The following is a 23,799-nucleotide window of genomic DNA, read 5'->3' on the forward strand; positions in this document are numbered from 1 at the left end:
GGGCTCCCTTCAGAGCTCGCGCATCACGTGCTGGATGAGGTCTCGGGTTTTCTCAGGTGAGAGGGCGACGGCCTCGATGCGGGTGAACAGCGTCCGGTACTTGTGCAGCTGCGCCTCGGCATCGAGGAACGCGATGCCGTGCGACTGATCGAGGTGGACGGTGTCCAGCTGGGCCACCGGACCGTGCGCGTAGTAGATCGACTGACCCGATCCGGGATACGCGCCGGCGTCGAAGGTGATGGCCCGCAGGGTGATGTGGTCGTGCTCGCTCATGTCCAGCAGGTAATGCAACTGCTCGCGAGCCACAGTGGGGCCGCCGACCTTCATGCGCAGGGCTGCCTCGTGGACGATGGCCTCGTACGGGGTCGGGTTGTCCGTGCGGTAGAGGATCGTCTGCCGCTTGACGCGGAACGAGAGCCGGTGCTCGATGTCGGGTGGCGAGAGCTCGGTGACTGCCTGGCGGAAGATCTCCAGCGCGTAGGCGCGGGTCTGGAGGAGGCCAGGTACGCGGGCGGTCGTCGAGTCACGGATGGCCAGGGCGTGGTGTTCGAGCTCGGCCAGATCGAGGAGAGCGCCGGGGAGCAGGTCGCGGTACTGCTCCCACCAGCCGCGTGAGCGGTCGGAGGTCATGCCGCTGAGGGCTTCGATGAGCGGGGTGTCGGCGCAGCCGTAGTGCTGTGCGAGTGCGCGGACGCGCTCGGGGCTCACGCCTACCCGTCCGGCCTCCATGTTGCTGACCTGGGCTTGCTTGATGCCCATCAGTTGACCGGCCTCGGTCGCGGTCAGGCCCGCTTGCTCGCGGAGTTTGCGCAGCTCGGCGCCGAACCGTAGCTGGCGTCCCGTTGGGTTCCGCACGGGCTTGCTGCCTCCTTGGTGTCACCCACACGGGTGCTAGTTAATGCAATCATCGAGATTCGGTGAATGTATAAACCGGATACCCGCTACCTTGCAACTGGGCCCCTCGCCCCAGAAGTACACCGCCCGACGGGGCGGCACCGTCACTGGGTCGCAACCATCCGCATGCTTCCAACTCCCCACAGTGATCGGATATCCCATGCCCACGGTAACCCCGCCCTGGACCTACAGCCTCCAACTCCCCCACGATCCACGGTCACCAGGCATCGCCCGGGCCACTCTCCGCACCATCCTCTCCGCCCGGCTCCTCGCCGAACTCACGCCCACGGCCGAACTCCTCGCTGCCGAACTTCTCGCCAACGCCCACCTTCACACCAGCGGTCCCTACGCCCTCCGGCTGCGTTCTGCGGAATCGGGAGGGGTTCGTGTCGGAGTCTGGGACACGGACCCTCACGTGCCGTCCGGGTTCGTCCTCGCGGAGGGGCTCTCCACCGTCGTACCGCCGGACCTCGGAGGGGAAAACGGGCGCGGGCTGCATCTCCTGCGGGCCTACGCCGACACATGGGGGGTCACCGAGCTGGGCGGGAGTGGCGGGAAGGTGCTGTGGGCCGAGTGCCAGTGATGCGCCCGGGAAACGTGAGCACATGCGCGCAGCGGACCACGGAGGCGGGAGCAGAGGCCGCACAGTACGGTGGATGCGACGCCGAACGGGATGCCGGACCTCCTACCGAACCCGCTCGTGCGGCTGAGGACGCCGAAGGGATCGAGGGACGGAGGCAGCGAGTCATGTCCGTGTCGCCGGGCGCCTGGCCCCCCCACCTGCGACCCCGTCCGGGGAACCTGCGCGAGATCGCCGAGAAGCTCGAGAGTGCGACGGGTCTGCGCGTGCAGATCGTGGGAGGAAAGCTCGTGATGTCCCCGACTCCGCGTGGGAAGCACGCGGGCGTGGTGAAACGGCTTCGGCGGCAGCTTGAGAGGGTGACTCTGCCTGACGGGCTGGACGTGTACGAGGTGTCCTCGATCGCCCTGCCGGAAGACCCGGAGGACTACGTGACACCCGACCTGATCGTCCTTCCCGTGGAATGGGAGGAGGACGACGGCTGGCTGGCCGCCGCTGAGGATGCCGCGCTCGCCGTCGAGGTCATCTCCCAGTCCGAGAAGTCCCGGGATATTAGGGACAAGGCCGACTGGTACGCCGTCGCCCGTGTCCCCGTCCTTCTCGTGATGGACCCTCGCAAGGGCACCTGGGCCCTGCACACCCACCCGGACAACGGCTCCTACCGAGACGTACTGCCCGGCAAGTTCGGGGAGCCCGTGAAGCTGCCCGAGCCATTCGACATCGAGGTCGCCACCGACGGCTTCCCGGTGTACGGCACGCGGTAGCCCACGTCTCCCGTTGCGTCTGAGGTTCCTCTCACTTTGGTGGGACACAGTAGGCGGGTGAAGCGAAACGCTCTGCTCGGCGCGATCGTGCTGCTGGCCCTCACCTCCGCCTCCGAGGCGGCCGCCGACGGCGGGTCCGGGCCGCTCGGGGTGACCACAGTGGCCGCGGCGACGAGGGACGCCGCGCGGGTCGGGGCGCTGTTCCAGGCGGCCGACGCCGGCCATCTGGCCGGCGCCCACTTCTGTACGGCCTCCGTGGTGCACGCCGTGCACCACAACCTCCTCGTCACGGCCGCCCACTGCCTGAGCGGGAGCGGCGCGCTCGTCTTCGTACCGGGCTACCGGGACGGCAAGGCGCCCTACGGCGTCTGGAAGGTCGCCCGGGTCTTGCTGCCCGCAGGGTGGGCGAAGGCGCAGGACGAGGACAGTGACGTCGCGTTCGCGACCGTGGCGGCGTTGGACGGAAGGGAGATCGAGGACGTCGTCGGCGCCGACCGGCTCGCCACCCGCACCAACACCACCGGCGCCACTGCTGTCACCGTCACCGGATACCCCAACTCCCATGAGGTCCCCATCCGTTGCACCAACCACCCCACCGCACACAGTGCCACCCAGCAGCGCATCACCTGCCCCGACTTCACGGGCGGTACGAGCGGCAGCCCCTGGATCAACGGCGAAAACCGCATCGTCGGCATCCTCGGCGGCCACGAACAGGGCGGCAGTACGGCCGACATCTCCTACAGCGTGGTGCTGGGGGATGAGGCGGTGGAGCTCTATGAGGATGCGTCCTCTGCCCCTGAGACCTCGAACCCTCGGGTGATGCGGTGTGCGATCTGGACGGCCGGCCAGTAGCGGGCACCGCCTGCGGTTCTGGGAAGTTCGGCGATGGTAGGCGTGCAGAAATTCCGCCTGGGTCGGCCGCAACCGATCCATGTGGCATGGTCGGTCCGGTGGACGTACTGAGGGCACAGGACCCTGGGCAGTTGGGCACGCATACACTTCTTGCCAGGCTCGGCGCGGGCGGCATGGGGCAGGTCTACCTCGGGCGGTCAGCCGGCGGCCGACTTGTGGCGCTCAAGGTGATTCGTGACGAGATCGTGGACCACCCCGAAGCGTTGGCACGGTTTCGGCGGGAGGTGGAGACCGCGCGAGCGGTACGCAGCGCGTACACGGCGAACCTGATTGACGCCTCACTGGACGCGGCCCCGTACTGGCTCGCGACCGAGTACGTCCCCGGACCCACGCTGAGCATAGCCGTGCACAAGAAGGGACCACTGCCATTCAGTACGTGCCGAGGGCTGCTCGCGGCGCTGGCCGAAGGCCTCGCGGCGGTCCACGCACACGGTGTCACCCATCGCGACCTCAAGCCGCAGAACGTCATCCTCGCCGCCCAGGGGCCACAGCTCATCGACTTCGGCATCGCGCGTAGTGCGGCGCACACGGTGCTCACCGAGGCTGGGTTCGCGCCCGGCACGCCCGGTTTCACCGCTCCGGAGGTGCTGTTGCGCAATGACGTCGGGCCTGCTGGAGACGTCTTCGCGCTCGGTGCGACCCTCGCCTACGCGGCGACCGGCCGACCGCCCTTCGGACACGGTGAACCGGCCGGTGTCAGTTACCGCGTCGTGCACGAACCGATCGACCTCGCCGACGTGGACCCGGGTTTGGCCGCCCTCATCGAGGCATGCGTGGCCAAGGACCCGGCGGCGCGGCCCGGACTTGACGAGGTGATCGCCCGTTGCGGGGTACGCACCGCACTCGTCGAGGACCCCTTCTACGGCGGCCTCGCCGCGCTGGGCGAGGCGGTGCCGACCACGCCGACGGTTCAGACCGAGAAGCCGCCGCCTTCCCCTCCGGCCCATGCACCGGCCGGGCTCCACGACCTGCCGACGGCGGCGCCGCAAGTCCCTTACGGCCCTGGTTACACCCCTACCCAGATCGGACGGCCGGGAACGGCTCCCAGGGTGGACAGGAAGCCTTGGCTGATTGGCGCGGCTGCCGGTGCGGCCGTGCTCGTCGGCGCAGTCGCCGCACTCACCTTGCTGCCGGGCGGGAGCGACGACTCCGGCAAGGGCAATGACGACACGACGGCCGCGGACGCCACCTCTGTGGCACCGACAGGTAACGACGAGCCCGAGCTGAAACCGCCCGCCTACGTCGAGCAGACGAACCCCTCCCGCGACTTCTGGGTTGCCGACGCCACGTCAGCAGGTGGTCCCGGGGCCTGCAACCTGCCAGCGGAGGAGTCGAATCCCCGGTTCCAGTGGTCGGTGTCGGCCGCGGACGGCAACGCCCCCTACACGTCTGGCAAGGGCCGTATCGGTTTCCGGCTCACGACCTCTGCTTCGCAGCCCTACTACGTCTCCGTAGCTGTGAAACCCCCGCACGCGATCGACCAGGACACGGGCACACCCATCGAGGGCGCTCTGCAGGCCAATCTGGACCTGGGATACACCAGCAAGCCCATGGCGGCGAGCAGCGAGTGGACGTATCTGACGTACCCCAACGACTTCCGGCAGATTGTGCAGGGCAAGGAGGCAGGCGGGGCGATCCCCGTCGCGAACGACCCCGGCGACTGGACGACGCTCTTCCTCCATGTCCAGGGAGTGAAGAAGTACGCGAACATTGTCTGCGCCGGTTTCGTCGCGCAGTAGCGCACATGGCACGGACGGGTTCGGGAAAGCCCGGTAAACAGGGCCGTGCTGGGGGAGGGTTAAGGCGTGCGAAAAGTTTGGGTGGTCGGCGGAGCCGCGGTCGGGCTCGGGCTGAGTTTCGTGATGCTGCTCGTCGTCGGGGTGTACGTGGTGGCCGGGAATCTGGTCAACGGCGTCGGCGCGGGCAGTGTCGGTCTGGCCAAGGGCGCTGTCCCGACCGCCTACACCGCGCTGGTGCAGAAGTGGGGCAACCTCTGCTCCGCCATCAACCCCGCCTTGTTGGCCGCCCAGTTGTACCAGGAGAGCGGGTTCGACCCGGACGTCGTCAGTCCCGCTGACGCACGCGGCATCGCACAGTTCATTCCCAGCACCTGGGCCACACACGGCATCGACGGCGACGGCGACGGCGACCGCGACATCTGGGACCCGAATGACGCGATTCCGTCGGCCGCCTCCTATGACTGCGACCTCGCCAAGTACGTCAGGACCGTGCCGGGTGACATCACCAACAACCTGCTCGCTGCCTACAACGCGGGCCCCGACCGCGTCATCAGGGCGGGCGGGGTTCCGGCGATCAGGGAGACACAGAACTACGTCAAGACGATCCGCACCCTGGAGAAGAGCTTCGCCGCCCCCGTCACCCGCGTCGACCCCTCGAAGCAGGCCGCCGGGGCCATCTACTTCGCTCAGAAGAAGCTCGGCACGCCCTATCTGTGGGGCGGTAACGGGACGGCTGACCAGGGGGGACGGTTCGACTGCTCCGGACTGACCAAGGCTGCCTACGAGAGTGTCGGGATCACCCTGCCCCGGGTCGCCAACGACCAGTACAACGCCGGGCCGCACCCCAAGCGCAGTGAACTGCTGCCGGGGGACCTGGTGTTCTTCTCGACCGATCCCGGGAACTCCCGGGCCATCCATCACGTGGGTATCTACGTGGGCGGCGGATACATGATCGACGCGCCCTACACGGGGGCCGTGATCCGGTTTGATCCCATCGACACGGCTGAGTACTTTGGTGCCACCCGGGTGACCGAAGATGGCGCGAAAGCGCTCCCGACGAACGTCTGAGACAGTCCGGGAAAATCCCCCTGAGCTGCGGCTTTGTATCTCTCTTCGATAACGTCTGAGTGATCATTCAGTGGAGAGTGGAACGTATCAACCGGGGCCGTGCGTTCCTGTTGAGGCGTGCGCATGAGAGATGCGCTGGGCAGAACATGACGAAGGGGCCGCAGCACCATGGCTGGACTCGCCGATTCCGGGTCGAACCCCGACGTCGACCTGCTCTACGACATCAACGGTCTTGCCAAGGACGCTCCCCACTGGTTCGACCGGATCGTCGAGTTCGTGGGGGAGTACGGGCTGCTCCTCGCCATGGTCCTGCTGATTCTGTGGTGCTGGGCCAGTGGGCGGCGCAAGGTGCGGGGGGCCGAGGAGGCCTCGGCCTCGGTCGCCGCGCTGGTGTGGGCGCCGCTGGCCGCCGCCGTCGCGGTGCTGGTGAACGTGCCGATACGGGGATTCGTGGAGAGGCCCCGGCCGTTCCTCGATCACCAGGGGCTCGAGGTACTCGTTTCCGGCAAGACCGACTACTCGTTCGTGAGTGATCACGCGACGCTGACCATGGCCATGGCCGTCGCCCTGTTCGTCGCCCACCGGACGTTCGGGCTCGTCGGGCTCGCGATCGCGCTGCTCGAAGGGTTCTGCCGGGTCTACATGGGCGTGCACTACCCGACCGACGTGGTGGGCGGGTTCGCGCTCGGTACCGCCGTCGCGCTGCTGCTGTCGCCGCTCGCCTCGCTGGCGCTCACCCCGCTGATGAAGGCCGTCGAGCGGTCGCCCCGGGGGGGATGGATCGTGCGGAGCAAGAGCGCGCGGGAGCGGGCCCGGGACGCCTTCGTCCCGGGGGCCCGCTCCGGGGCCGTCGCCGAGGAGCGGGATCTCGCCGCCTGAGGTCAGAGCGCCTGCGGGTAGGTGAAGAAGCCCGTCGGGTCGTACTGCTTCTTCAGCTGGGTCAGGCGTGGGAGCGCGTCGCCGTAGTAGGCCTTGCGCCAGTTCGTGAGGGTGGGGTCGGCGTAGTTCTGGTAGGCGGCGCCCGAGGCGTACGGCTGCATCGCCTTGTGGGCCGTGTTCAGCCAGGACTGGGCCGTCGAGCCCGTCGTACCCGCCCGCCAGGACACGATGTACTGGGCCAGCATGCGCGAGCGGCGGTGCACGAAGGCCGTGGCCGTGGGGGAGACGCGGTTGATCGCGCCGCCGAGGGCGGTGAGGGCGATGCTGCCGGCGCCGCCCTGGACCGTCTTGATCTGCTTCAGCAGGGTCTGGATGCCCGCCGAGGACAGGGAGCGGTCGAAGAAGTCGCTGCGGGCCGTGTACGTCTCCCGGCCCAGCTTGCCCTGCGGGGAGCGGCCCGGGGTGGAGCCGGGCAGATGGCACTGGGCGTCGGCGCTGAAGGAGGAGCAGCCCGCGTAGGCCTCCATGGCCTCCTCGTAGCCCTTGCGGCGCAGGGACACCGAGGACGCGGGGGCGCCCACCGTGTCGGCCAGGCGGTCGACCGCGTTCTGGAGCTGGCCGTAGGTGCCGATGCAGAAGGCGGCGACGGCGACCCGGGGGGTGCCGCCCGCCGAGTTCTCCAGGTGCAGGGAGGACCAGATCTCGTCCGGCTGGGAGGGGCCCCACTCCTGCCAGGCCTTCACCACCGCGGCCGCCTTCGCCCAGGGCCAGGTGAGATAGCCGGTCACGGCCTGCGGGGCGGCGTGGGTTGTGAAGTGCAGCTCGGTGACGATGCCGAAGTTTCCGTTGCCCGCGCCGCGCAGCGCCCAGAACAGGTCCTTGTTCTGGGTGGCGCTGGTGACGAGCTGCTTGCCGTCGGCCGTGATGATCGTGGCCTGGGTGAGGCTGTCGCAGGTCAGGCCGTAGGCGCGGGAGACCACGCCGTGGCCGCCGCCGAGGACCAGACCGGAGACGCCGACCGTCGGGCAGGATCCGGCCGGGATCGTGACGCCCTTCGCGGCGAGGGCGCGGTAGACGTCGATCAGCTTGGCGCCCGCTCCGACGACGGCCGAGCTTCCGCTCGCGCGGACCGTCCTCAGCTTCGAGACGTCGACGATCAGCCGGCCGTCGCCGGAGGACCAGCCGCCGTAGGAGTGGCCGCCGTTGCGGATCGCGACCTTGGTGCGGTGCGCGCGGGCGTAGGAGAGGACGGTGCGGATGTCGTCGGCATGGGCGACGTACGCCACCGCCGCCGGCTTCAGGTTGTCGAAGCGGGTGTTGTAGAGCTGGCGGGCCGTCGTCCAGGAGGCGTCGCCGGGGCGGACCAGGGTGCCGTCCAGGTCGCGGGCGAGCGCCGCCCAGTTCGCGGGGGTGGCACCGCCGGCGGTCGTGGTGAGGGAGGTGAGGCCGGTGGCGCTCTCACCGGCGGAGGCGCTCTCACCGGCGGAGGCGCTCGCTCCGCTGCCCTTCGAGGTGCTGCACGCCGCCGTCGTGACCGCCGCGACCGCGGCCGTTCCCGCTGCGATGAACGTACGCCGTTCCATGTTCTGCGCCTTCCGTCGGCCTGTCGGCTTCATCGTGCGAGACGGGACCCCGGGTCCACGGGTTCCCGCGGGCGGCGGCGGTGACGGAACGGTGACGTCAGCCGCGGGCGTGTCCCTCGGCGTCCGATCTGGCCAGGCTTCTCGCTCTGCGGGCCGGACCGCGCCAGCCACAGGTGCACCGGGCCAGGCAGAACCGGCCCTGCTCGACGGTCGTGGTGGAGTGTTCCCCGTCGGTGCGGGGAGGGGCCGAGCCGTCCTGCTGCGTCACGCAGACAACGTTACCCAGGAAACGTAAAAGGCACGTATGCCAGGTGCGGGGCCCGGCCGGAACGACCCGTTCGGCGGTCGCGCGGGGGGTGGGGCGCGTGACGGGCGGCACATGACCGTCGTTAGGCGGGGCGACAGGGGACCCGTGACGGACGTACCGGCTGGGGGTAGGCAGACGATGGCGGAGCGGTGGTACAGGCGGCGCGGGTGGGGTGGTGCGGTGGTCGTGGCCGCCGGGCTGGTGGCCGGGGGGTGCGTGGGGGCGACCGGGTGTTCGGGGGCGGGGGCCGCCGGCGGGGCGGCGGGGGAGGCGGACGCACGGGGCGGTGACGCGGTACGGCTGCTGCGCGGGGCCGCCGACGCGCTGCGGGAGGCGGGCAGTTCGAAGGCGCGTACGTCCATGGAGATGGCCACCGGTGGGACCCGGGTGACCATCCGGGGCGAGGGGGTCTACGACTACCGCCGGCAGCAGGGGCGGTTGAAGGTGATGCTGCCGCAGGATCCGGCGGGGACGAGCGAGCACCGGCCGATCACCGAACTGCTCGCGCCGGGCGCGCTGTTCATGAAGCACCGCGGGGCCGGGGTACCGGACGACAAATGGGTCCGGGTGGAGACGTCGACGCTGTCCGACGGGAACCTGGTGACGGGCGGGGCCACGGATCCGTTCGCCGCGGCGGAGGTGCTGCGGGGGGCGCGTACCGCGGTGTACGTGGGGCGCACCGAGGTCGCCGGGACGACGGTGCGGCACTACCGGGGGACCGCGGATCTGGCGGTGGCGGCCGAGGGGGCGTCGGCGGGGAGCAGGGGTGCGCTGGCGGCGGCGGCGAAAGGGTTCGCCACGGCCCGGGTGCCGTTCGACGTGTATCTGGACGAGGCGGGGCGGATCCGGAAGGTCAGGCACCGGTTCAGCTTCGTCAACGGGCGGCAGGCGGAGGCCGTGGCGGTGGCGTCGACGACACTGCTGTACGACTTCGGGGCCCCCGCCGACGTACGGCTGCCGGCGGCTCGGGACATCTTCGCGGGGCGGATCGCGGAGGACTGAGCCACGGGCCGACGCAAGGGGCGCGGGCCGGGGGCGGGCACAAGGACTAGCCCGTCCGTGCCATGCGCGCCGTGTGCACCGCTCCCTACTCTAGGAAGCCGGTGACGGCAGAGACGAGGTGATGCGCGTGGCTCCGGTCGGCGGTACGGCAGTTCAGGACCACGTGGCCCTCGCCGAGATCGAGCTGTGCGGGGAGCTGATCATCGCGGCTTCGGCGGCCGGGGAGGAACGGCTCAGCCTGGAGAGCATCGACCAGGTGCTGCGCGTGCGGGAGGAGCCGGACGGGAGCGGGGCCGCGTCAGGTCCGCAGTAGGCGGCCGATCGCCTTGGTCGCTTCCTCCACCTTCGCGTCGATCTCGTCGCCGCCCTTGAGGGCCGCGTCGGCGACACAGTGGCGCAGGTGTTCCTCCAGCAGTTGCAGGGCGAAGGACTGCAGGGCCTTGGTGGAGGCGGACACCTGGGTGAGTATGTCGATGCAGTAGGTGTCCTCGTCGACCATGCGCTGGAGACCGCGGATCTGGCCCTCGATCCGGCGCAGGCGCTTGAGGTGCTCGTCCTTCTGCTTGTGGTAGCCGTGCGTGACGTGCGGCACGGTCTCGGCGGGTGCCGGGTCGGTGGGCTCGGCGGCCTGTGTCGTCGTCATCGCGTCCTCCCGTTACGGACATATACCCCTGCCGGGTATATCGTAACGAACTTTGCCGGGTACAGGACCCTGGAAGCCCCTGTGCTGATCACGTTGTCCGATGGGTGACACTGGGGGACGGCTCGATAGCCATGTCCGGATGGTGCGCTTAGCATCACCCTGGCCCCTAGCCCGACCGAAACCGATGCATCCTGAGGACCCCAAGTGCGCTTTCGTCTGACCCCCAGGGAGACGAGCTTCTACGACATGTTCGCCGCATCCGCGGACAACATCGTCACCGGCTCGAAACTCCTGATGGAACTGCTCGGGGCGGACACCGCCGGCCGGGCCGAGATCGCAGAGCGTATGCGGGCCGCGGAACACGCCGGTGACGACGCGACGCACGCCATCTTCCACCAGCTGAACTCCTCGTTCATCACGCCGTTCGACCGGGAGGACATCTACTCCCTCGCGTCCTCCCTCGACGACATCATGGACTTCATGGAGGAGGCCGTCGACCTGGTCGTCCTCTACAACGTCGAGGATCTGCCCAAGGGGGTCGAGCAGCAGATCGAGGTGCTGGCGCGGGCGGCCGAGCTGACGGCGGAGGCCATGCCGAATCTGCGGACCATGGAGAACCTGACGGAGTACTGGATCGAGGTCAACCGGTTGGAGAACCAGGCGGACCAGATCCACCGGAAGCTGCTGGCCCACCTGTTCAACGGCAAGTACGACGCGATCGAGGTGCTGAAGCTCAAGCAGATCGTGGACGTGCTGGAGGAAGCCGCCGACGCGTTCGAGCATGTGGCGAACACGGTGGAGACCATCGCCGTCAAGGAGTCCTGAGCTTCTCATGGACACCTTTGCTCTGGTCGTGACCATTTGTGTCGCGCTCGGTTTCACGTATACGAACGGTTTCCACGACTCGGCGAACGCGATCGCGACGTCGGTGTCGACGCGGGCGCTCACTCCGCGCGCCGCGCTGGCGATGGCCGCGGTGATGAATCTCGCCGGGGCCTTTCTGGGGAGTGGGGTCGCTCACACCGTCAGCAGCGGGCTGATCGAGACGCCCGAGGGCTCGAAGGGAATGGGGATCCTCTTCGCCGCGCTGGTGGGGGCGATCGTCTGGAATCTGGTGACCTGGTACTTCGGGCTTCCCTCGTCCTCCTCGCACGCGCTGTTCGGTGGCATGGTGGGGGCGGCGCTGGCCGGAGGGACGGAGGTCATCTGGTCGGGCGTGCTCGACAAGGTCGTCATCCCGATGTTCCTGTCGCCCGTCGTGGGGCTGGTCGGCGGGTATCTCGTGATGTGCCTCATCCTGTGGATCTTCCGGCGGGCCAATCCGCACAAGGCCAAGCGGGGGTTCCGGATAGCGCAGACGGTTTCCGCGGCGGGGATGGCGCTCGGGCACGGTCTGCAGGATGCGCAGAAGACGATGGGCATCGTGGTGATGGCGCTGGTCATCGGGGATGTGCAGGGGGCCGATGATCCGATTCCGGTGTGGGTGAAGGTCGCTTGTGCGGTGATGCTGTCGCTGGGGACGTACGCCGGTGGGTGGCGCATCATGCGGACGCTCGGGCGGAAGATCATCGAGTTGGATCCGCCGCAGGGGTTTGCCGCGGAGACCACGGGGGCGTCGATCATGTTCACTACGGCGTTCTTGTTCAAGGCGCCCATTTCCACGACGCATGTGATTACGTCCGCGATCATGGGCGTGGGGGCTACCAAGCGGGTCAATGCGGTGCGGTGGGGTGTCGCGAAGAACATTGTGCTGGGGTGGTTCATCACGATGCCGGCTGCGGCTCTTGTTGCTGCGGGGGCGTTTTGGGTGGTGAACCTGGCGTTTCTGTAGGCGCCGGTTTCCGGGCGCCACCGCGGGGCTCCGCCCCTGCACCCCTCGCCCCCGCCCCACCGCTGTTGCGTTCCCGCCTGTACCCCCGGCCGCTGTCGTTGGCGGGCGGGGTTCTGGGAGGGGAACGTATGTGGGCCCGCCCCCCGAGGCAGTCGGGGGGCGGGCCCTTTGTGGCCTCGCGGTGGCACCGCCATGCAGCACCGCGAGGGGTTCGAACGGCGGCCTCGGTCGGGGTGAGGCGGCCGGTGTCGGTCAGCCGAAGCGGCCCGAGATGTAGTCCTCGGTGGCCTGGACGGACGGGTTGGAGAAGATGCGCTCCGTGTCGTCGATCTCGATCAGCTTGCCGGGCTGGCCGACGGCGGCGAGGTTGAAGAAGGCCGTGCGGTCGGAGACGCGCGCCGCCTGCTGCATGTTGTGCGTCACGATGACGATCGTGAAGCGTTCCTTCAGTTCGCCGATCAGGTCCTCGATCGCCAACGTCGAAATCGGGTCCAGGGCCGAGCAGGGCTCGTCCATGAGGAGGACCTTCGGCTCCACCGCGATCGCCCGGGCGATGCAGAGGCGCTGCTGCTGGCCGCCGGAGAGGCCGGAACCCGGCTTGTTGAGGCGGTCCTTCACCTCGTTCCAGAGGTTCGCGCCCTTGAGGGACTTCTCGACGATGTCCGAGAGCTGCGACTTCTTGTAGTTGCCGTTGAGGCGCAGGCCCGCGGCCACGTTGTCGAAGATGGACATCGTGGGGAACGGGTTCGGGCGCTGGAAGACCATGCCGATCTCGCGGCGGACGGCCACGGGGTCGACGCCCGCGCCGTACAGGTCCTCGTCGTCCAGCAGGACCTTGCCCTCGACCCGGCCGCCCGACGTCACCTCGTGCATACGGTTCAGCGTGCGCAGGAACGTCGACTTGCCGCAGCCGGACGGGCCGATGAAGGCCGTCACCGTGCGCGGCTCGACCGTCATCGAGATGTCCTCGATCGCCTTGTGGGTGCCGTAGTAGGCGGTGAGCCCGCTTACATCGATTCGCTTGGACATGGTTACTACTTCACTTCCGTCTCGGTCGCTGAGCTGAGGGGCCGCGTCAGCGACCGGTCTTCGGGGCCTTCCAGCGGGCGATGGCCCGGGCCACGAGGTTGAGGATCATCACGAAGGCGATCAGCGTGAGCGAGGCCGCCCAGGCACGGTCGTACGCCGCCGTGGAACCGGCGCTCTGCGAGTACTGCTGGTAGATGTACAGCGGCAGAGACGCCTGCGCGCCCTCGAAGGGGTTGTTGTTGATGAACGGGTTGCCGAAGACGAGGAGCAGGACGGGGGCCGTCTCACCCGCGATACGGGCGATCGCCAGCATGACGCCGGTGATGATGCCGCCGATCGAGGTCGGGACGACCACCTTCAGAATTGTGCGCCACTTCGGGACGCCGAGCGCCAGGCTCGCCTCACGCAGTTCGTTCGGGACGAGCTTCAGCATCTCCTCGGTCGAGCGCACGACCACCGGCATCATCAGGATCGCCAGCGCGAGGGAGCCCGCGAAGCCGAAGGGCTGCATGTCGAACATCAGCATGAGGCTGAGGATGAACAGGCCGGCGACGATGGACGGGATGCCCGTCATGACGTCCACGAAGAACGTGACCGCCTTGGCCAGGCCGCCGCGGCCGTACTCGACCAGGTAGATCGCCGTGAGGATGCCGATCGGGGCGCCGATCAGGGTGGCGAGGCCGACCTGCTCCAGGGTGCCGATGATGGCGTGGTAGATACCGCCGCCCGGCTCGGAGTCGGCGACGACTCCCATGGAGTGGGTCAGGAAGTAGATGTCCAGGACCTTCACGCCGCGTGCGATGGTGGTCCAGAGGAGGGAGACCAGGGGGACCACGGCCAGGATGAACGCCACCCAGACCAGGGAGGTCGCGATGCGGTCCTTCGCCTGGCGGCGGCCCTCGACCTTGGCGGCGATGCCGTAGGTGCCGGCGACGAACAGGAGGCCGGCGATCAGGCCCCACTGGACCTTGCTGTCCAGGCCGGCGGCCAGGCCGATCCCGACGGCGACGACGACCGAACCGGCGGCGATCGCGTACGGGGACCAGCTCGGCAGGCTCGCGCCGCGCAGCGTGCTGGGGCGCTTGTCGGCGACTGCGGTTGCGTGGCTCATGCGTTGGCCCCCGAGTACTCCTTGCGGCGGGCGATGATCATGCGTGCCGCGCCGTTGACCAGCAGGGTGATGACGAAGAGGACGAGACCGGAGGCGATCAGCGCGTCACGGCCGTACTCCGTCGCCTCGTTGAACTTGCTGGCGATGTTCTGGGCGAAGGTGCCGCCGCCGGGGTTCAGCAGGCTGGCGTGGATGTCGAAGTCGGGAGAGAGCACCGTGGCCACGGCCATCGTCTCGCCGAGCGCGCGGCCGAGGCCGAGCATGGAGGCCGAGATGACACCGGAGCGGCCGAAGGGGATCACCGCCATGCGGATGACCTCCCAGCGGGTGGCGCCGAGCGCCAGGGCCGCCTCCTCGTGCATCTGCGGGACCTGGCGGAAGACCTCGCGGCTCACGTTGGTGATGATCGGCAGGATCATGATCGCCAGGAGGATGCCGACCGTCAGCATGGAGCGCGGCGCGCCCTCGTCCCAGGAGAAGATCCCGGTCCAGCCGAAGTAGTCGTTGAGCCAGCCGAACAGTCCGTCCATGTGCGGCACGAGGACGAGGGCGCCCCAGAGGCCGTACACGATGGAGGGGACCGCGGCGAGCAGGTCCACCACGTACGCGATGGGGCCGCTCAGGCGGCGCGGGGCGTAGTGCGTGATGAACAGGGCGATCGCCACGGCGATCGGGACCGCGATCGCCATGGCGATGATCGACGACACGACCGTGCCGAAGGCGAGGACCGCGATGCCGAACTTCGGCGGAACGAGGCCGGTGTTCCACTCGAAGGTGGTGAGGAAGTTTGCTTCGTCCTTGCTGATGGCGAGGTAGGCGCGGTAGGCCAGGAAGACCGCGATCGCCGCCATGATCACCAGCAGCAGGATGCCCGACCCACGGGAGAGAGCGAGGAAGATCCGGTCACCGGGTCGGGTGGTGCCGCGGGCCGCGCGCTTCTGGGGGCCGTTGGCGGAGGTCGTGGGGGGAACGCCGTCGTGGGGCGGGGGTGCGCCGTCGGCGCCTGTCTTCTGCGTTGATATGTCCATCGGGGTCTCCGGTCTGCGGAGCCGCTGCGGGAGTGGGCGGCTCGGACGGGGCCGACCCTCGGGCGGCCCCTGGCGGCGGTGCACCGGACGGGTGCGGTCCGGTCCGGGTCTCCCCGGTGCCGGACCGCACCTTCAGATCAGCTCAGGCCGTCGATCGTGGTACGGACCTTGGAGATGATCGCGTCGGGGATCGGCGCGTAGTCGATGCCCGAGAGGATGCCCTGGCCCTCGGTGGAGGCGATGTAGGTCAGGAACGCCTTCGTGGCGGGCAGGGTGGCGGCCTTGTTGCCCTTGTCGCAGACGATCTCGTACGTCACCAGGGTGATCGGGTACGCGCCCTCGGCCTTGGTGGTGTAGTCGAGCTGGAGCGACAGGTCGCTGCCGGTGCCGACGACCTTGGCGGCGGCGACGGCCTTGGTGGCACCGTCGGAGGACGCCTTGACCGGGGCGGCGGCGCCGGTGTTGATGGAGACGACACCGAGGCCGTCCTTGGCGTACGACAGCTCCATGTAGCCGATCGCGCCGTTGGTCTGCTTCACGCCCTGGGCGACACCGGAGGAACCGGCGGCGGACTGACCGCCCTTGGCCTGCCAGGCCTTGCCGCCGGAGTACTTCCAGTCGCTCGGGGCGGCGGCGATCAGGTACTTGGTGAAGTTGTCCGTCGTACCGGACTCGTCGGAGCGGTGGTACGGCTGGATCTTCAGGTCGGGAAGCTTCGCGTCGGGGTTCAGCTTCTTGATCGCGGCGTCGTTCCAGTTGGTGATCTTGCCGTCGAAGATCTTGGCGATCGTCGAGGCGTCGAGCACCAGGTCGTCCACGCCGGAGACGTTGAACGCGACGGCGATCGGGCCGGCGACCATCGGCAGGTCGATGCCCTGGCCGCTGGAGCAGACCGACTTCGAGGCGGTGACCTCTTCGGGCTTCAGCGCGGAGTCCGAACCGGCGAAGGCGACCTGGCCCTGGGTGAAGGCGGTGACGCCCGCGCCCGAGCCGGAGCCCTTGTAGTTCACCTGGACACCGGAGCAGGCCTGCGTGAAGTTCTTCACCCAGGCGTCGATCGCGTTCTTCTGCGCGGAGGAGCCGTCGGCCAGGAGCTGGCCCTTGGCGTCGTCACACTTGATCGAGCCGGCGGCGGCGGTCGCGGACGAGCTGCTGCTGCTCTTGCCGCTCGAGCCCGTGTCGTCGGAGCCGCACGCCGTGAGGGCCAGGGCGCCGGAGACGGCGAGAGCACCGAGGGTGAGGGCCCGCCGGTTCATGCGCTGAAGCTTCACTTGAGGGAGATCCTTCCAGTAGCCGCCGTCCTGAATTCGGCGGCGTGCGAAAGTCATGGGTGGCATGGACGCGTCCGTCTGGTCGCGCACCGCACCGGGTAAGGCCGAAATTAGGCAGATCAGGTGAAGGCGCCTACGGGCACGAGTGAACGGCGGGTGAACCCATGGGGAAGGCCCGGTTAGGTCACGGAACGCTTACGCTGAGGACACGGTGGGGTCCCGGGTCAGGCGAGGCGCAGGGTGTTCAGGAGGGCGTCCACCAGGTCCCGGTCCCGGGGCTGGGTGAGGCGGGTGCGGGCCGCCGACGGGGGCAGCCACAGGAGGCGGTCTACCTCGTCGTTCGGGCTGAAACCGCCGGAAACGGCCTCCGCCGCCCAGTAGCGGACCTGCTTGGGCCGGCCGTTCGCGTAGTAGCTCACGGTCGGCAGCACCGCTCCGGGCGCCGCCCGGTACCCGGTCTCCTCCGCGACCTCGCGCAGGGCGCCGGTCAGCGGGTCCTCCCCCCGCTTGAGCTTGCCCTTCGGGTGTGACCAGTCGTCGTACTTCGGTCGGTGGACGAGGCACACCTCCAGTTGACCGCCACTCGCCGAGCGCCGCCACAGGACGCAGCCCGCGGCCTGCACGGGGGTGGTCTGCAAGGGGGGCTGGTCCGGGGTCCGGTCCGGGGTCCGGTTCGGGGTCCGGTTCGGGGAACTCACTTCGTCCTCACCGCCTGGCTCTTCCGACTTCCGACTTCCGACTTCTGACGTCCGACGTCCGGTCCTGATCTCTTCCCGACGTCCTGTCCTGATGTCTTCCCGGTTGCCTGTCTCTGTGTTGACGCGGTGTTGTCCTGCGGCTTACGGCACGGTGTCCGCGGGGTGTGCCCCGCCGCGCGGGCGAGGCCTACGGCCGGCCGGCGGTCTGGCCGGCGGTCTGTTTCTGCCAGCAGTGCTGGAACGCGTACCGCGCCGCCTCCACCTCGTGCCGCTGATCCGCGTGCAGCACGCCGAGCGCGTACGCGGTGGCCGGCGCGATCCGGGGCGTGCGGGCCGCCTGGGCCGCGGCGGCCGCCGCCTCCGAGGCGTCCCGGTGCCGGTCGAGGGCCTGGCCCGCGGTCAGCAGCCGCACGTCCAGGGGGGCGCCGGGGCCGTGCATGACCTCGCAGGCGTAGCGGTGCAGCCGCAGCAGCAGGCGGACCTGGTGCCACGGGGCGTCCTGGGGGTGCGGGGCCGGGTCGGGGGAGAGGCCGTGGATCAGGGCCTCCGCGTTGTACGGGCTGCCCGCGGTGAGGAGGGGAAGGGTGGCGACGGCGTCCGCGAGGCGTTCCTCGGCCGCCGCGGCGAGGGGGTGCAGGTCGGTGGTGGGGGCGGCCGGGGTGAGCCGGACCTCGCTGGCGAGGACCGCGACCTGGTCGGCGACCGCGTGGAAGCGGGAGGAGCCGAGGGCCTGGAGGGCGGTGCTGTGGGCGCGCGTGCGGGCGAGGGTGAGCTGGCGGTCCAGGAGGGCGCCTGCCTTGGCGGCGCCGACCGTGAGGTTGCCGCGGTCGGGGGTCGCCGCGGTGCGGGTGCCGGCCGTGCCGGGCGCCGCTCTGTGCGGGACGGGTGCCGTCCCGACGGTACGACCGCCCGCGGCTACGCCGGTCGCAGCGGCGCCCGCGGCAGGAGCGCCCGCCTTGGCGGGATCCCCCGTGCCCGGTGTCGGGGCTGGGACCGGCGTCGAGCCCGACAGGCGGTGGAGGGCGAGGAGGAGGCGTTCCAGGCGGGCCTCGTAGGCGTGTTCAAGGGCGAGCGTGCCCGAGAGCCAGGCCAGTTCCGGGCGGATCTGCTCCGACCACTCGGGGTCGAGGAGCGGGCGGAAGGTGTGCAGGCTGCCGGAGATGCGGCGGGCCGTACGGCGCAGGGCGCGCGCCGCGTCGACGGCGTCCGCCGCGCCGCCCGGCGCACCGGGGGACGCGGCGGGGCCGGCGGCGGCCGGCGTGCCGCCCGCCGCCGTACCGCCTCCCGTCTCTCGGTGCAGCCGCAGCGCGCGGAGGAAGTCCGTGGCCTGGGCCCGCAGATAGCCCGCCAGGGCGTCCCCGGTCACGGGCCCGGGGACGACACCGGGCCCGGCCGCGGGGTCCGTCAGGTCATGGTGTTGCTGTGCCACGCCGGCGCCTCCGGGCGTCTATGAGCATCTCCTGGACGTTGCGCAGGGGTTGGCCGTCCGGGTCGGTCGCGTGCCGGGTCCACTCGCCGTCCGGGCCGAGGTGCCAGGAGGAGGTGGCGTCGGACATGCCGGTCTCCAGCAGCCGGTTCAGGGCGGCCCGGTGGGCCGGGTCCACGACCCTGACCATGGCCTCGATACGGCGGTCGAGGTTGCGGTGCATCATGTCGGCGCTGCCGATCCACACCTCGGGCTCGCCGCCGTTGCCGAAGGCGAAGACCCGGGAGTGCTCCAGGAAGCGGCCGAGTATGGAGCGGACCTTGACGTTCTCCGACAGGCCGGGCACGCCCGGGCGCACCGCGCAGATGCCGCGCACCCACACCTCGACGGGCACGCCCGCCTGGGAGGCCCGGTAGAGGGAGTCGATCAGGGCCTCGTCGACGATCGAGTTGACCTTGACGCGGACGTACGCCGGACGCCCCGCGCGGTGGTGCTGGATCTCCTTCTCCACCCGGGAGATCAGTCCGTCCCGCAGCGACTTGGGGGCGACGAGGAGACGGCGGTAGGTCTCGCGGCGCGAGTAGCCGGAGAGCCGGTTGAACAGGTCGGAGAGGTCGGCTCCGACCTGCGGGTCCGCGGTGAGCAGCCCGAGGTCCTCGTAGAGCCGGGCCGTCTTCGGGTGGTAGTTGCCGGTGCCGACGTGGCTGTAACGCCGTAGCGTCTCGCCCTCCTGACGGACCACCAGGGACAGCTTGCAGTGCGTCTTCAGGCCGACGAGGCCGTAGACGACATGGCAGCCGGCCTCCTCCAGCTTGCGCGCCCACTTGATGTTGGCGTGCTCGTCGAAGCGGGCCTTGATCTCGACCAGTACCAGGACCTGCTTGCCGGACTCGGCCGCGTCGATCAGCGCGTCCACGATCGGCGAGTCGCCGGAGGTCCGGTACAGGGTCTGCTTGATCGCGAGGACGTCCGGGTCGGCGGCCGCCTGCTCCAGGAAGGCCTGGACGGAGGTGGAGAAGCTGTCGTACGGGTGGTGCAGCAGCACGTCGCGGCTGCGCAGCGCGCCGAAGATGTCGGGAGGGGAGGCGGACTCCACCTCGGCGAGGTCGCGGTGCGTGCCGGCGATGAACTTCTTGTACTTCAGCTCGGGCCGGTCGAGGCCGTGGATGCGGAAGAGACCCGTGAGGTCGAGCGGGCCGGGCAGCGGGTAGACCTCCGCCTCGGAGATCTTCAGCTCGCGCACCAGCAGGTCGAGCACCTTGCGGTCGATGGACTCCTCGACCTCCAGGCGCACCGGCGGGCCGAACCGGCGCCGCATGAGCTCCTTCTCCAGGGCCTGGAGCAGGTTCTCGGCGTCGTCCTCCTCGACCTCCAGGTCCTCGTTCCGGGTGAGCCGGAAGGCGTGGTGCTCCAGCACCTCCATGCCCGGGAACAGCTCCTCCAGGTGCGCGCCGATGACGTCCTCGATGGGGACGTACCGGCCCGGGGAGGCCTCCAGGAAACGGGAGAGCAGCGGCGGCACCTTGACGCGCGCGAAGTGGTCGTGGCCGCTCACCGGGTTGCGGACGACGACCGCGAGGTTCAGCGAGAGACCCGAGATGTACGGGAAGGGGTGCGCGGGATCGACGGCCAGCGGGGTGAGGACCGGGAAGATCTGGTGCCGGAAGAGCGTGAAGAGCCGGGCCTGCTCCTTCTCGGTCAGCTCGTTCCAGCGGACGAGGTGGATGCCCTCCTCCGCGAGCGCGGGGGCGATGTCCTCGTGGTAGGTCGCGGCGTGCCGGGCCATGAGCTCGCGCGAGCGGGCCCAGATCATCTCCAGCACCTCGCGGGGCTGGAGCCCGGAGGCGGAACGGGTCGCCACGCCGGTCGCGATGCGGCGCTTCAGTCCGGCCACCCGGACCATGAAGAACTCGTCCAGGTTGCTGGCGAAGATGGCGAGGAAGTTCGCTCGTTCGAGCAGGGGGGTGTTCGGGTCCTCGGCGAGTTCGAGCACCCGCTCGTTGAACGCGAGCCAGCTGCGCTCCCGGTCGAGGAAGCGGCCCTGCGGGAGCCGGGCCCCGTCGGCCTGCGACTCCTCGTACGCGTCGAGGTCGGCGTCGATGTCGGGTTCCAGATCGGAGACCGCCGCCGCGACGGTGTGCGGGCGGTGCGCGGCTATGGAGCCCACGGAGGGCTGCGCGTGCTGGACATCGGCCTGAGGGGCATGTGACTGGCTCATGTACCCATTCTTCCGCGCCAGCAGTGATACGGGCGCGTCAGAACGTGCAGGCGGGAGGATGACGGGCTGTCCGTCGGGGTCGTTCCCCTCGGGGGGCGGCGAGGCCTCGGGCACGGCGGGCTTCATTCGCCGAGCCTCGCAAGGCCGTCTGAACCGGTGGTTACGGAGACATGGCGTGCGGGATATCGGGGAGCGGCTCGCGGGGGTCGGCGCCGGGGGGCGGGGTGCGTACGGCCGTCTCCCCCGCGGAGGGACGTACGCACCCCTGGCTCACCCCGGCCGCCGCCGGTTCAGGCCGTGCGGCGGCGCACCAGCCAGTAGACGGCTGCGGTGGCGAGGGCGGTGACGGTGAGGAGGATGCCGGTCTCCACGAGCTGGATCGGCCAGTAGTGGGACTCGGGATGGTAGGTGGCGTAGTAGCCGGTGACGCCGAGGTCGTCGAGGCAGCGGCGGATCTCGGCGTCACCGCCCTCGCACCGCGAGTAGTCCAGGTCCGGGACGGGCCGGCCGTGGACCAGCGCGCCGCTCGCCACCTGCCACGCGGTGCCGGGGAGATAGGGGTCCCCGCTCGTCGGCGAGGTGCTGGTCACCGTGGGCCACAGGTGATCGCGGTACAGCGTCAGGACGAAGGAGAGTGCCCAGGTCGTGGCCGTGGCGGCGCCGAGGGCGGGCAGCGGGCGGCGCAGCAGCACCCCGGCGAGCGCGCCGACCGCGAGGGCGCAGAGGACGTACGCGACGGCCGCCGGGCCCCGGGAGGGGAACGCCTCGCCCACCCACTCGAAGGAGAGGAGGTCCCGGTTGCCGTCCCAGGCCCAGCGGTAGACGAGGACCAGGGCGGTGGTGCTCGCGGTCAGGACCAGCGCGGGGACGGCGAGCTTGGCGGTGAGCCAGCGGACGGGACTGATGCCCTGGGTCCACGCGAGGTGCGCGGTGCCGTTCTCCATCTCGCGGCCGATCAGCGAGCCGCCGGCGAAGGCGGCCACCGCGAGGAAGGAGTAGACGAGGAACAGGCCGATCAGGCCCATGCCGCTCGCGAAGTCGGACACCGTCGTGTCGCAGAAGTCCTGGCCCGCGCGGTCGCAGGCCTCCAGCGTGGCGCGCTCGTCGTCGGCGGTGACCGTGGCGAGCCGCACCAGACAGCCGCTCAGGCACGCGACGGCGAGCGTCCAGAAGACGAGCGCGGTGCGGTGCAGCCGCAGGACCGTACGGACGGTGCCCCAGGAGGCACCGGAGGGCAGGGCCTCGGCGGCGGACTGCGGGGCGCCGGTGCGCGGGTGGGCGACGGCGGTCATACGGCGGCCTCCTGGACGGGGGACGGGCAGAGGGCGGAAGGGGTGGGGCGCCTGAGCGGGGAGGTGGTGCCCGGGGCCGGGGTCACGCCAGGGCCTCCTCGGGGGCGGCGGGGGTGAGGGAGGCGGCCTCGGGGTTGCGCAGATAGGCGAGGATGAGTTCCTCCAGGGAGGGCGCCGAGGTGCGCCAGTCGTCGGCGAGGCGGCCGGCGGGGCGGATCAGCGCGGTGAGCTGGCGGCCGGTGACCCGGGACTCGACGACCGTGTGCGCGCGGAGGTCGGGGAGCTCGGCCACCGCCTCCGCCGCGCCCGCCCTCTCCGCCGCCTGCGTCGTCGTGCTCACGCGCGTGTGCGCGGCCAGCAGGTCGTCGATCTCCCCGGCCAGCCGGATCCGGCCGCGGCCGACCAGCAGCAGATGGTCGCAGGAGTCCTCCAGCTCGGCGACCACGTGCGACGACATCACGATCGTCGTCCCGTGCTGTGCCGCCTGGGACATGAGGGCGCCCATCAGCTCGTGCCGGGCGAGCGGGTCCAGGTCGGCCATCGGCTCGTCCAGGAGCAGCAGCTCGGGCCGCTTGGCGAGGGCGAGCGCGAGGGCGACCCGGGTGCGCTGGCCGCCGGAGAGCGCGCGGATCCTGCGCCTGGGGTCGAGCTCTCCCGCGGCGACGATCCGCTCGGCGGCCGTGGCCTCCCAGCGGCCCGGGTTGAGGTGGGCGCCCATGCGCAGCGTCTCGGCGATCGTGAGCTGCGGGTGCAGCGGCTTGTCCTGGGCGACGTAGCCGACACGCGCGCGTGCGGACGCGGGGTCCGTGCCGAGGACGGTGATGGTGCCCTCGGTGGGGGCCAGCAGCCCGGCGGCGAGGGAGAGGAGCGTGGACTTCCCGGCCCCGTTCGGTCCGACGACGGCGCAGACCCGCCCGGCCGGGAGCCGGAACGCGCAGTCCCGCAGCGCCCAGCCCCTGCGCCGGCCGAATCGCTTGCCGAGCGCGGTGGCCGCCATGGCGAGATCGGTCATGAGGGGTCTCCCTGGGGGTGGGCGGGCTCTGCGTGAGCGGGGGGCCGGGGGGCGGGGGCCGCGGGGGATGTGCCGGGTGGTCCACCCGGTGGGGCGAAGTGTTCTTCGAGTACGGCGGTGAAGAGCGCGGCCACGTCCTCGCGGTCCAGGCCGGTGTCCCGGGCCCGTACGGCCCAGGCGTCCAGCTCGGTGCGCAGGGGCGAGTCGGCCGGGGCGGTGCTCAGGCCGCGCCGCACGAACGTGCCGAGCCCGCGCCGCGCCTCCACCAGCCCCTCGCGCTCCAGTTCGCGGTACGCCTTCAGCACGGTGTTCGGGTTGATGGCGGTCGCCTCGACGACCTCGCGGGCGGTGGGCAGCTTGTCCCCGGGCCGCAACACGCCCAGCCGCAGGGCCTGTTTGGTCTGCTGGACGATCTGGACGTAGGTGGCCACGCCGCTGTGCCGGTCGATGCGGTACTCGACCACTCGGATCAACCCCCTTTCACTAATTGAGTAGTGAAAGGGTGGTGGATC

24 protein-coding genes are annotated in these 23,799 nt (G+C 70.2%); 10 read left to right on the plus strand and 14 right to left on the minus strand.

Going from position 1 to position 23,799, the window contains the following annotated elements; genetic code table 11:
* Positions 1-9 precede the first annotated feature (9 nt).
* The gene (locus AQJ64_RS25890) at positions 10-855 is read right to left on the minus strand and encodes a helix-turn-helix domain-containing protein (protein WP_055634091.1); all 846 of its coding nucleotides are present in this window, start codon (positions 853-855) and stop codon (positions 10-12) included.
* A gap of 199 nt (positions 856-1,054) precedes the next feature.
* On the opposite strand from AQJ64_RS25890, the gene AQJ64_RS25895 reads away from it, so the two are divergent.
* The 6 genes from AQJ64_RS25895 (at position 1,055) to AQJ64_RS25920 (ending at position 6,836) form a co-directional block, all read left to right on the plus strand.
* Positions 1,055-1,477 (plus strand): ATP-binding protein, encoded by a 423-nt coding sequence (locus tag AQJ64_RS25895; protein ID WP_055634092.1) that lies wholly within the window; start codon positions 1,055-1,057, stop codon positions 1,475-1,477.
* Between the two features lie 164 nt (positions 1,478-1,641).
* Entirely contained in the window at positions 1,642-2,238 is a 597-nt protein-coding gene (locus AQJ64_RS25900) for a Uma2 family endonuclease (protein WP_055634093.1), read from the plus strand.
* Positions 2,239-2,295: 57 nt separating this feature from the next.
* Complete coding sequence (locus AQJ64_RS25905) at positions 2,296-3,090, plus strand: trypsin-like peptidase domain-containing protein (RefSeq protein ID WP_107103392.1); 795 nt, start codon at positions 2,296-2,298, stop codon at positions 3,088-3,090.
* 98 nt (positions 3,091-3,188) lie between these two features.
* Positions 3,189-4,889 carry a serine/threonine-protein kinase gene (locus AQJ64_RS25910; RefSeq protein WP_055634097.1) on the plus strand — a complete coding sequence of 567 codons (1,701 nt, stop codon included), beginning with the start codon at positions 3,189-3,191 and terminating at the stop codon, positions 4,887-4,889.
* 123 nt (positions 4,890-5,012) lie between these two features.
* The gene (locus tag AQJ64_RS25915; protein WP_079061967.1) at positions 5,013-5,957 is read left to right on the plus strand and encodes a C40 family peptidase; all 945 of its coding nucleotides are present in this window, start codon (positions 5,013-5,015) and stop codon (positions 5,955-5,957) included.
* A 168-nt stretch (positions 5,958-6,125) separates the two neighbouring features.
* Positions 6,126-6,836: a phosphatase PAP2 family protein gene (locus AQJ64_RS25920; protein ID WP_055634096.1), complete on the plus strand. Its 711-nt coding sequence runs from the start codon at positions 6,126-6,128 to the stop codon at positions 6,834-6,836.
* Between the two features lie 2 nt (positions 6,837-6,838).
* Here AQJ64_RS25920 and AQJ64_RS25925 read toward each other — a convergent pair whose 3' ends face one another.
* Both AQJ64_RS25925 and AQJ64_RS49765 read right to left on the minus strand, forming a co-directional pair.
* A complete protein-coding gene (locus AQJ64_RS25925; protein ID WP_059203027.1) occupies positions 6,839-8,419 on the minus strand; it encodes an FAD-binding oxidoreductase in 1,581 nt (526 codons plus the stop codon).
* Positions 8,420-8,516: 97 nt separating this feature from the next.
* Positions 8,517-8,687 (minus strand): hypothetical protein, encoded by a 171-nt coding sequence (locus tag AQJ64_RS49765; protein ID WP_169809752.1) that lies wholly within the window; start codon positions 8,685-8,687, stop codon positions 8,517-8,519.
* A 177-nt stretch (positions 8,688-8,864) separates the two neighbouring features.
* On the opposite strand from AQJ64_RS49765, the gene AQJ64_RS25930 reads away from it, so the two are divergent.
* Positions 8,865-9,728 carry an SCO4651 family lipoprotein gene (locus AQJ64_RS25930; RefSeq protein WP_059203028.1) on the plus strand — a complete coding sequence of 288 codons (864 nt, stop codon included), beginning with the start codon at positions 8,865-8,867 and terminating at the stop codon, positions 9,726-9,728.
* A gap of 121 nt (positions 9,729-9,849) precedes the next feature.
* Complete coding sequence (locus AQJ64_RS25935; protein WP_055638983.1) at positions 9,850-10,041, plus strand: hypothetical protein; 192 nt, start codon at positions 9,850-9,852, stop codon at positions 10,039-10,041.
* Here AQJ64_RS25935 and AQJ64_RS25940 read toward each other — a convergent pair.
* A complete protein-coding gene (locus tag AQJ64_RS25940) occupies positions 10,027-10,371 on the minus strand; it encodes a metal-sensitive transcriptional regulator (RefSeq protein ID WP_055638982.1) in 345 nt (114 codons plus the stop codon). The genes AQJ64_RS25935 and AQJ64_RS25940 overlap by 15 nt on opposite strands.
* 204 nt (positions 10,372-10,575) lie before the next feature.
* Here AQJ64_RS25940 and AQJ64_RS25945 point away from each other — a divergent pair, with 204 nt between their 5' ends.
* Entirely contained in the window at positions 10,576-11,196 is a 621-nt protein-coding gene (locus AQJ64_RS25945) for a DUF47 domain-containing protein (protein ID WP_055638981.1), read from the plus strand.
* Positions 11,197-11,203: 7 nt separating this feature from the next.
* Positions 11,204-12,202 carry an inorganic phosphate transporter gene (locus tag AQJ64_RS25950; RefSeq protein ID WP_055638980.1) on the plus strand — a complete coding sequence of 333 codons (999 nt, stop codon included), beginning with the start codon at positions 11,204-11,206 and terminating at the stop codon, positions 12,200-12,202.
* A gap of 252 nt (positions 12,203-12,454) precedes the next feature.
* Here the strand turns inward: AQJ64_RS25950 and pstB are convergent, their stop codons facing one another.
* The 10 genes from pstB to AQJ64_RS26000 all read right to left on the minus strand — a co-directional run bounded on the left by pstB (position 12,455) and on the right by AQJ64_RS26000 (position 23,751).
* Positions 12,455-13,231, minus strand: a complete 777-nt coding sequence (gene pstB / locus AQJ64_RS25955) for a phosphate ABC transporter ATP-binding protein PstB (RefSeq protein ID WP_055638195.1) — start codon at positions 13,229-13,231, stop codon at positions 12,455-12,457.
* 46 nt (positions 13,232-13,277) lie between these two features.
* The gene (gene pstA, locus AQJ64_RS25960; protein ID WP_055638194.1) at positions 13,278-14,342 is read right to left on the minus strand and encodes a phosphate ABC transporter permease PstA; all 1,065 of its coding nucleotides are present in this window, start codon (positions 14,340-14,342) and stop codon (positions 13,278-13,280) included.
* Complete coding sequence (gene pstC, locus AQJ64_RS25965) at positions 14,339-15,370, minus strand: phosphate ABC transporter permease subunit PstC (protein WP_055638193.1); 1,032 nt, start codon at positions 15,368-15,370, stop codon at positions 14,339-14,341. Before pstC ends, pstA begins: the two co-directional genes overlap by 4 nt.
* Before the next feature lie 137 nt (positions 15,371-15,507).
* Complete coding sequence (pstS, locus tag AQJ64_RS25970; RefSeq protein WP_055638192.1) at positions 15,508-16,641, minus strand: phosphate ABC transporter substrate-binding protein PstS; 1,134 nt, start codon at positions 16,639-16,641, stop codon at positions 15,508-15,510.
* Between the two features lie 224 nt (positions 16,642-16,865).
* Complete coding sequence (locus tag AQJ64_RS25975; protein WP_055638196.1) at positions 16,866-17,279, minus strand: NUDIX hydrolase; 414 nt, start codon at positions 17,277-17,279, stop codon at positions 16,866-16,868.
* Positions 17,280-17,526: 247 nt separating this feature from the next.
* Complete coding sequence (locus tag AQJ64_RS25980) at positions 17,527-18,768, minus strand: CHAD domain-containing protein (protein WP_059203029.1); 1,242 nt, start codon at positions 18,766-18,768, stop codon at positions 17,527-17,529.
* Entirely contained in the window at positions 18,749-21,109 is a 2,361-nt protein-coding gene (locus tag AQJ64_RS25985; protein WP_397804000.1) for an RNA degradosome polyphosphate kinase, read from the minus strand. The genes AQJ64_RS25980 and AQJ64_RS25985 overlap by 20 nt, the downstream gene beginning before the upstream one ends.
* Positions 21,110-21,273: 164 nt before the next feature.
* Positions 21,274-22,275: an ABC transporter permease gene (locus AQJ64_RS25990; RefSeq protein ID WP_059203030.1), complete on the minus strand. Its 1,002-nt coding sequence runs from the start codon at positions 22,273-22,275 to the stop codon at positions 21,274-21,276.
* A gap of 82 nt (positions 22,276-22,357) precedes the next feature.
* A complete protein-coding gene (locus tag AQJ64_RS25995; RefSeq protein ID WP_059203031.1) occupies positions 22,358-23,287 on the minus strand; it encodes an ABC transporter ATP-binding protein in 930 nt (309 codons plus the stop codon).
* A complete protein-coding gene (locus tag AQJ64_RS26000) occupies positions 23,284-23,751 on the minus strand; it encodes a GntR family transcriptional regulator (RefSeq protein WP_059203032.1) in 468 nt (155 codons plus the stop codon). Before AQJ64_RS26000 ends, AQJ64_RS25995 begins: the two co-directional genes overlap by 4 nt.
* Between the last annotated feature and the right edge of the window lie 48 nt (positions 23,752-23,799).

This window comes from Streptomyces griseoruber (assembly GCF_001514205.1).
Lineage (GTDB): Bacteria > Actinomycetota > Actinomycetes > Streptomycetales > Streptomycetaceae > Streptomyces > Streptomyces griseoruber.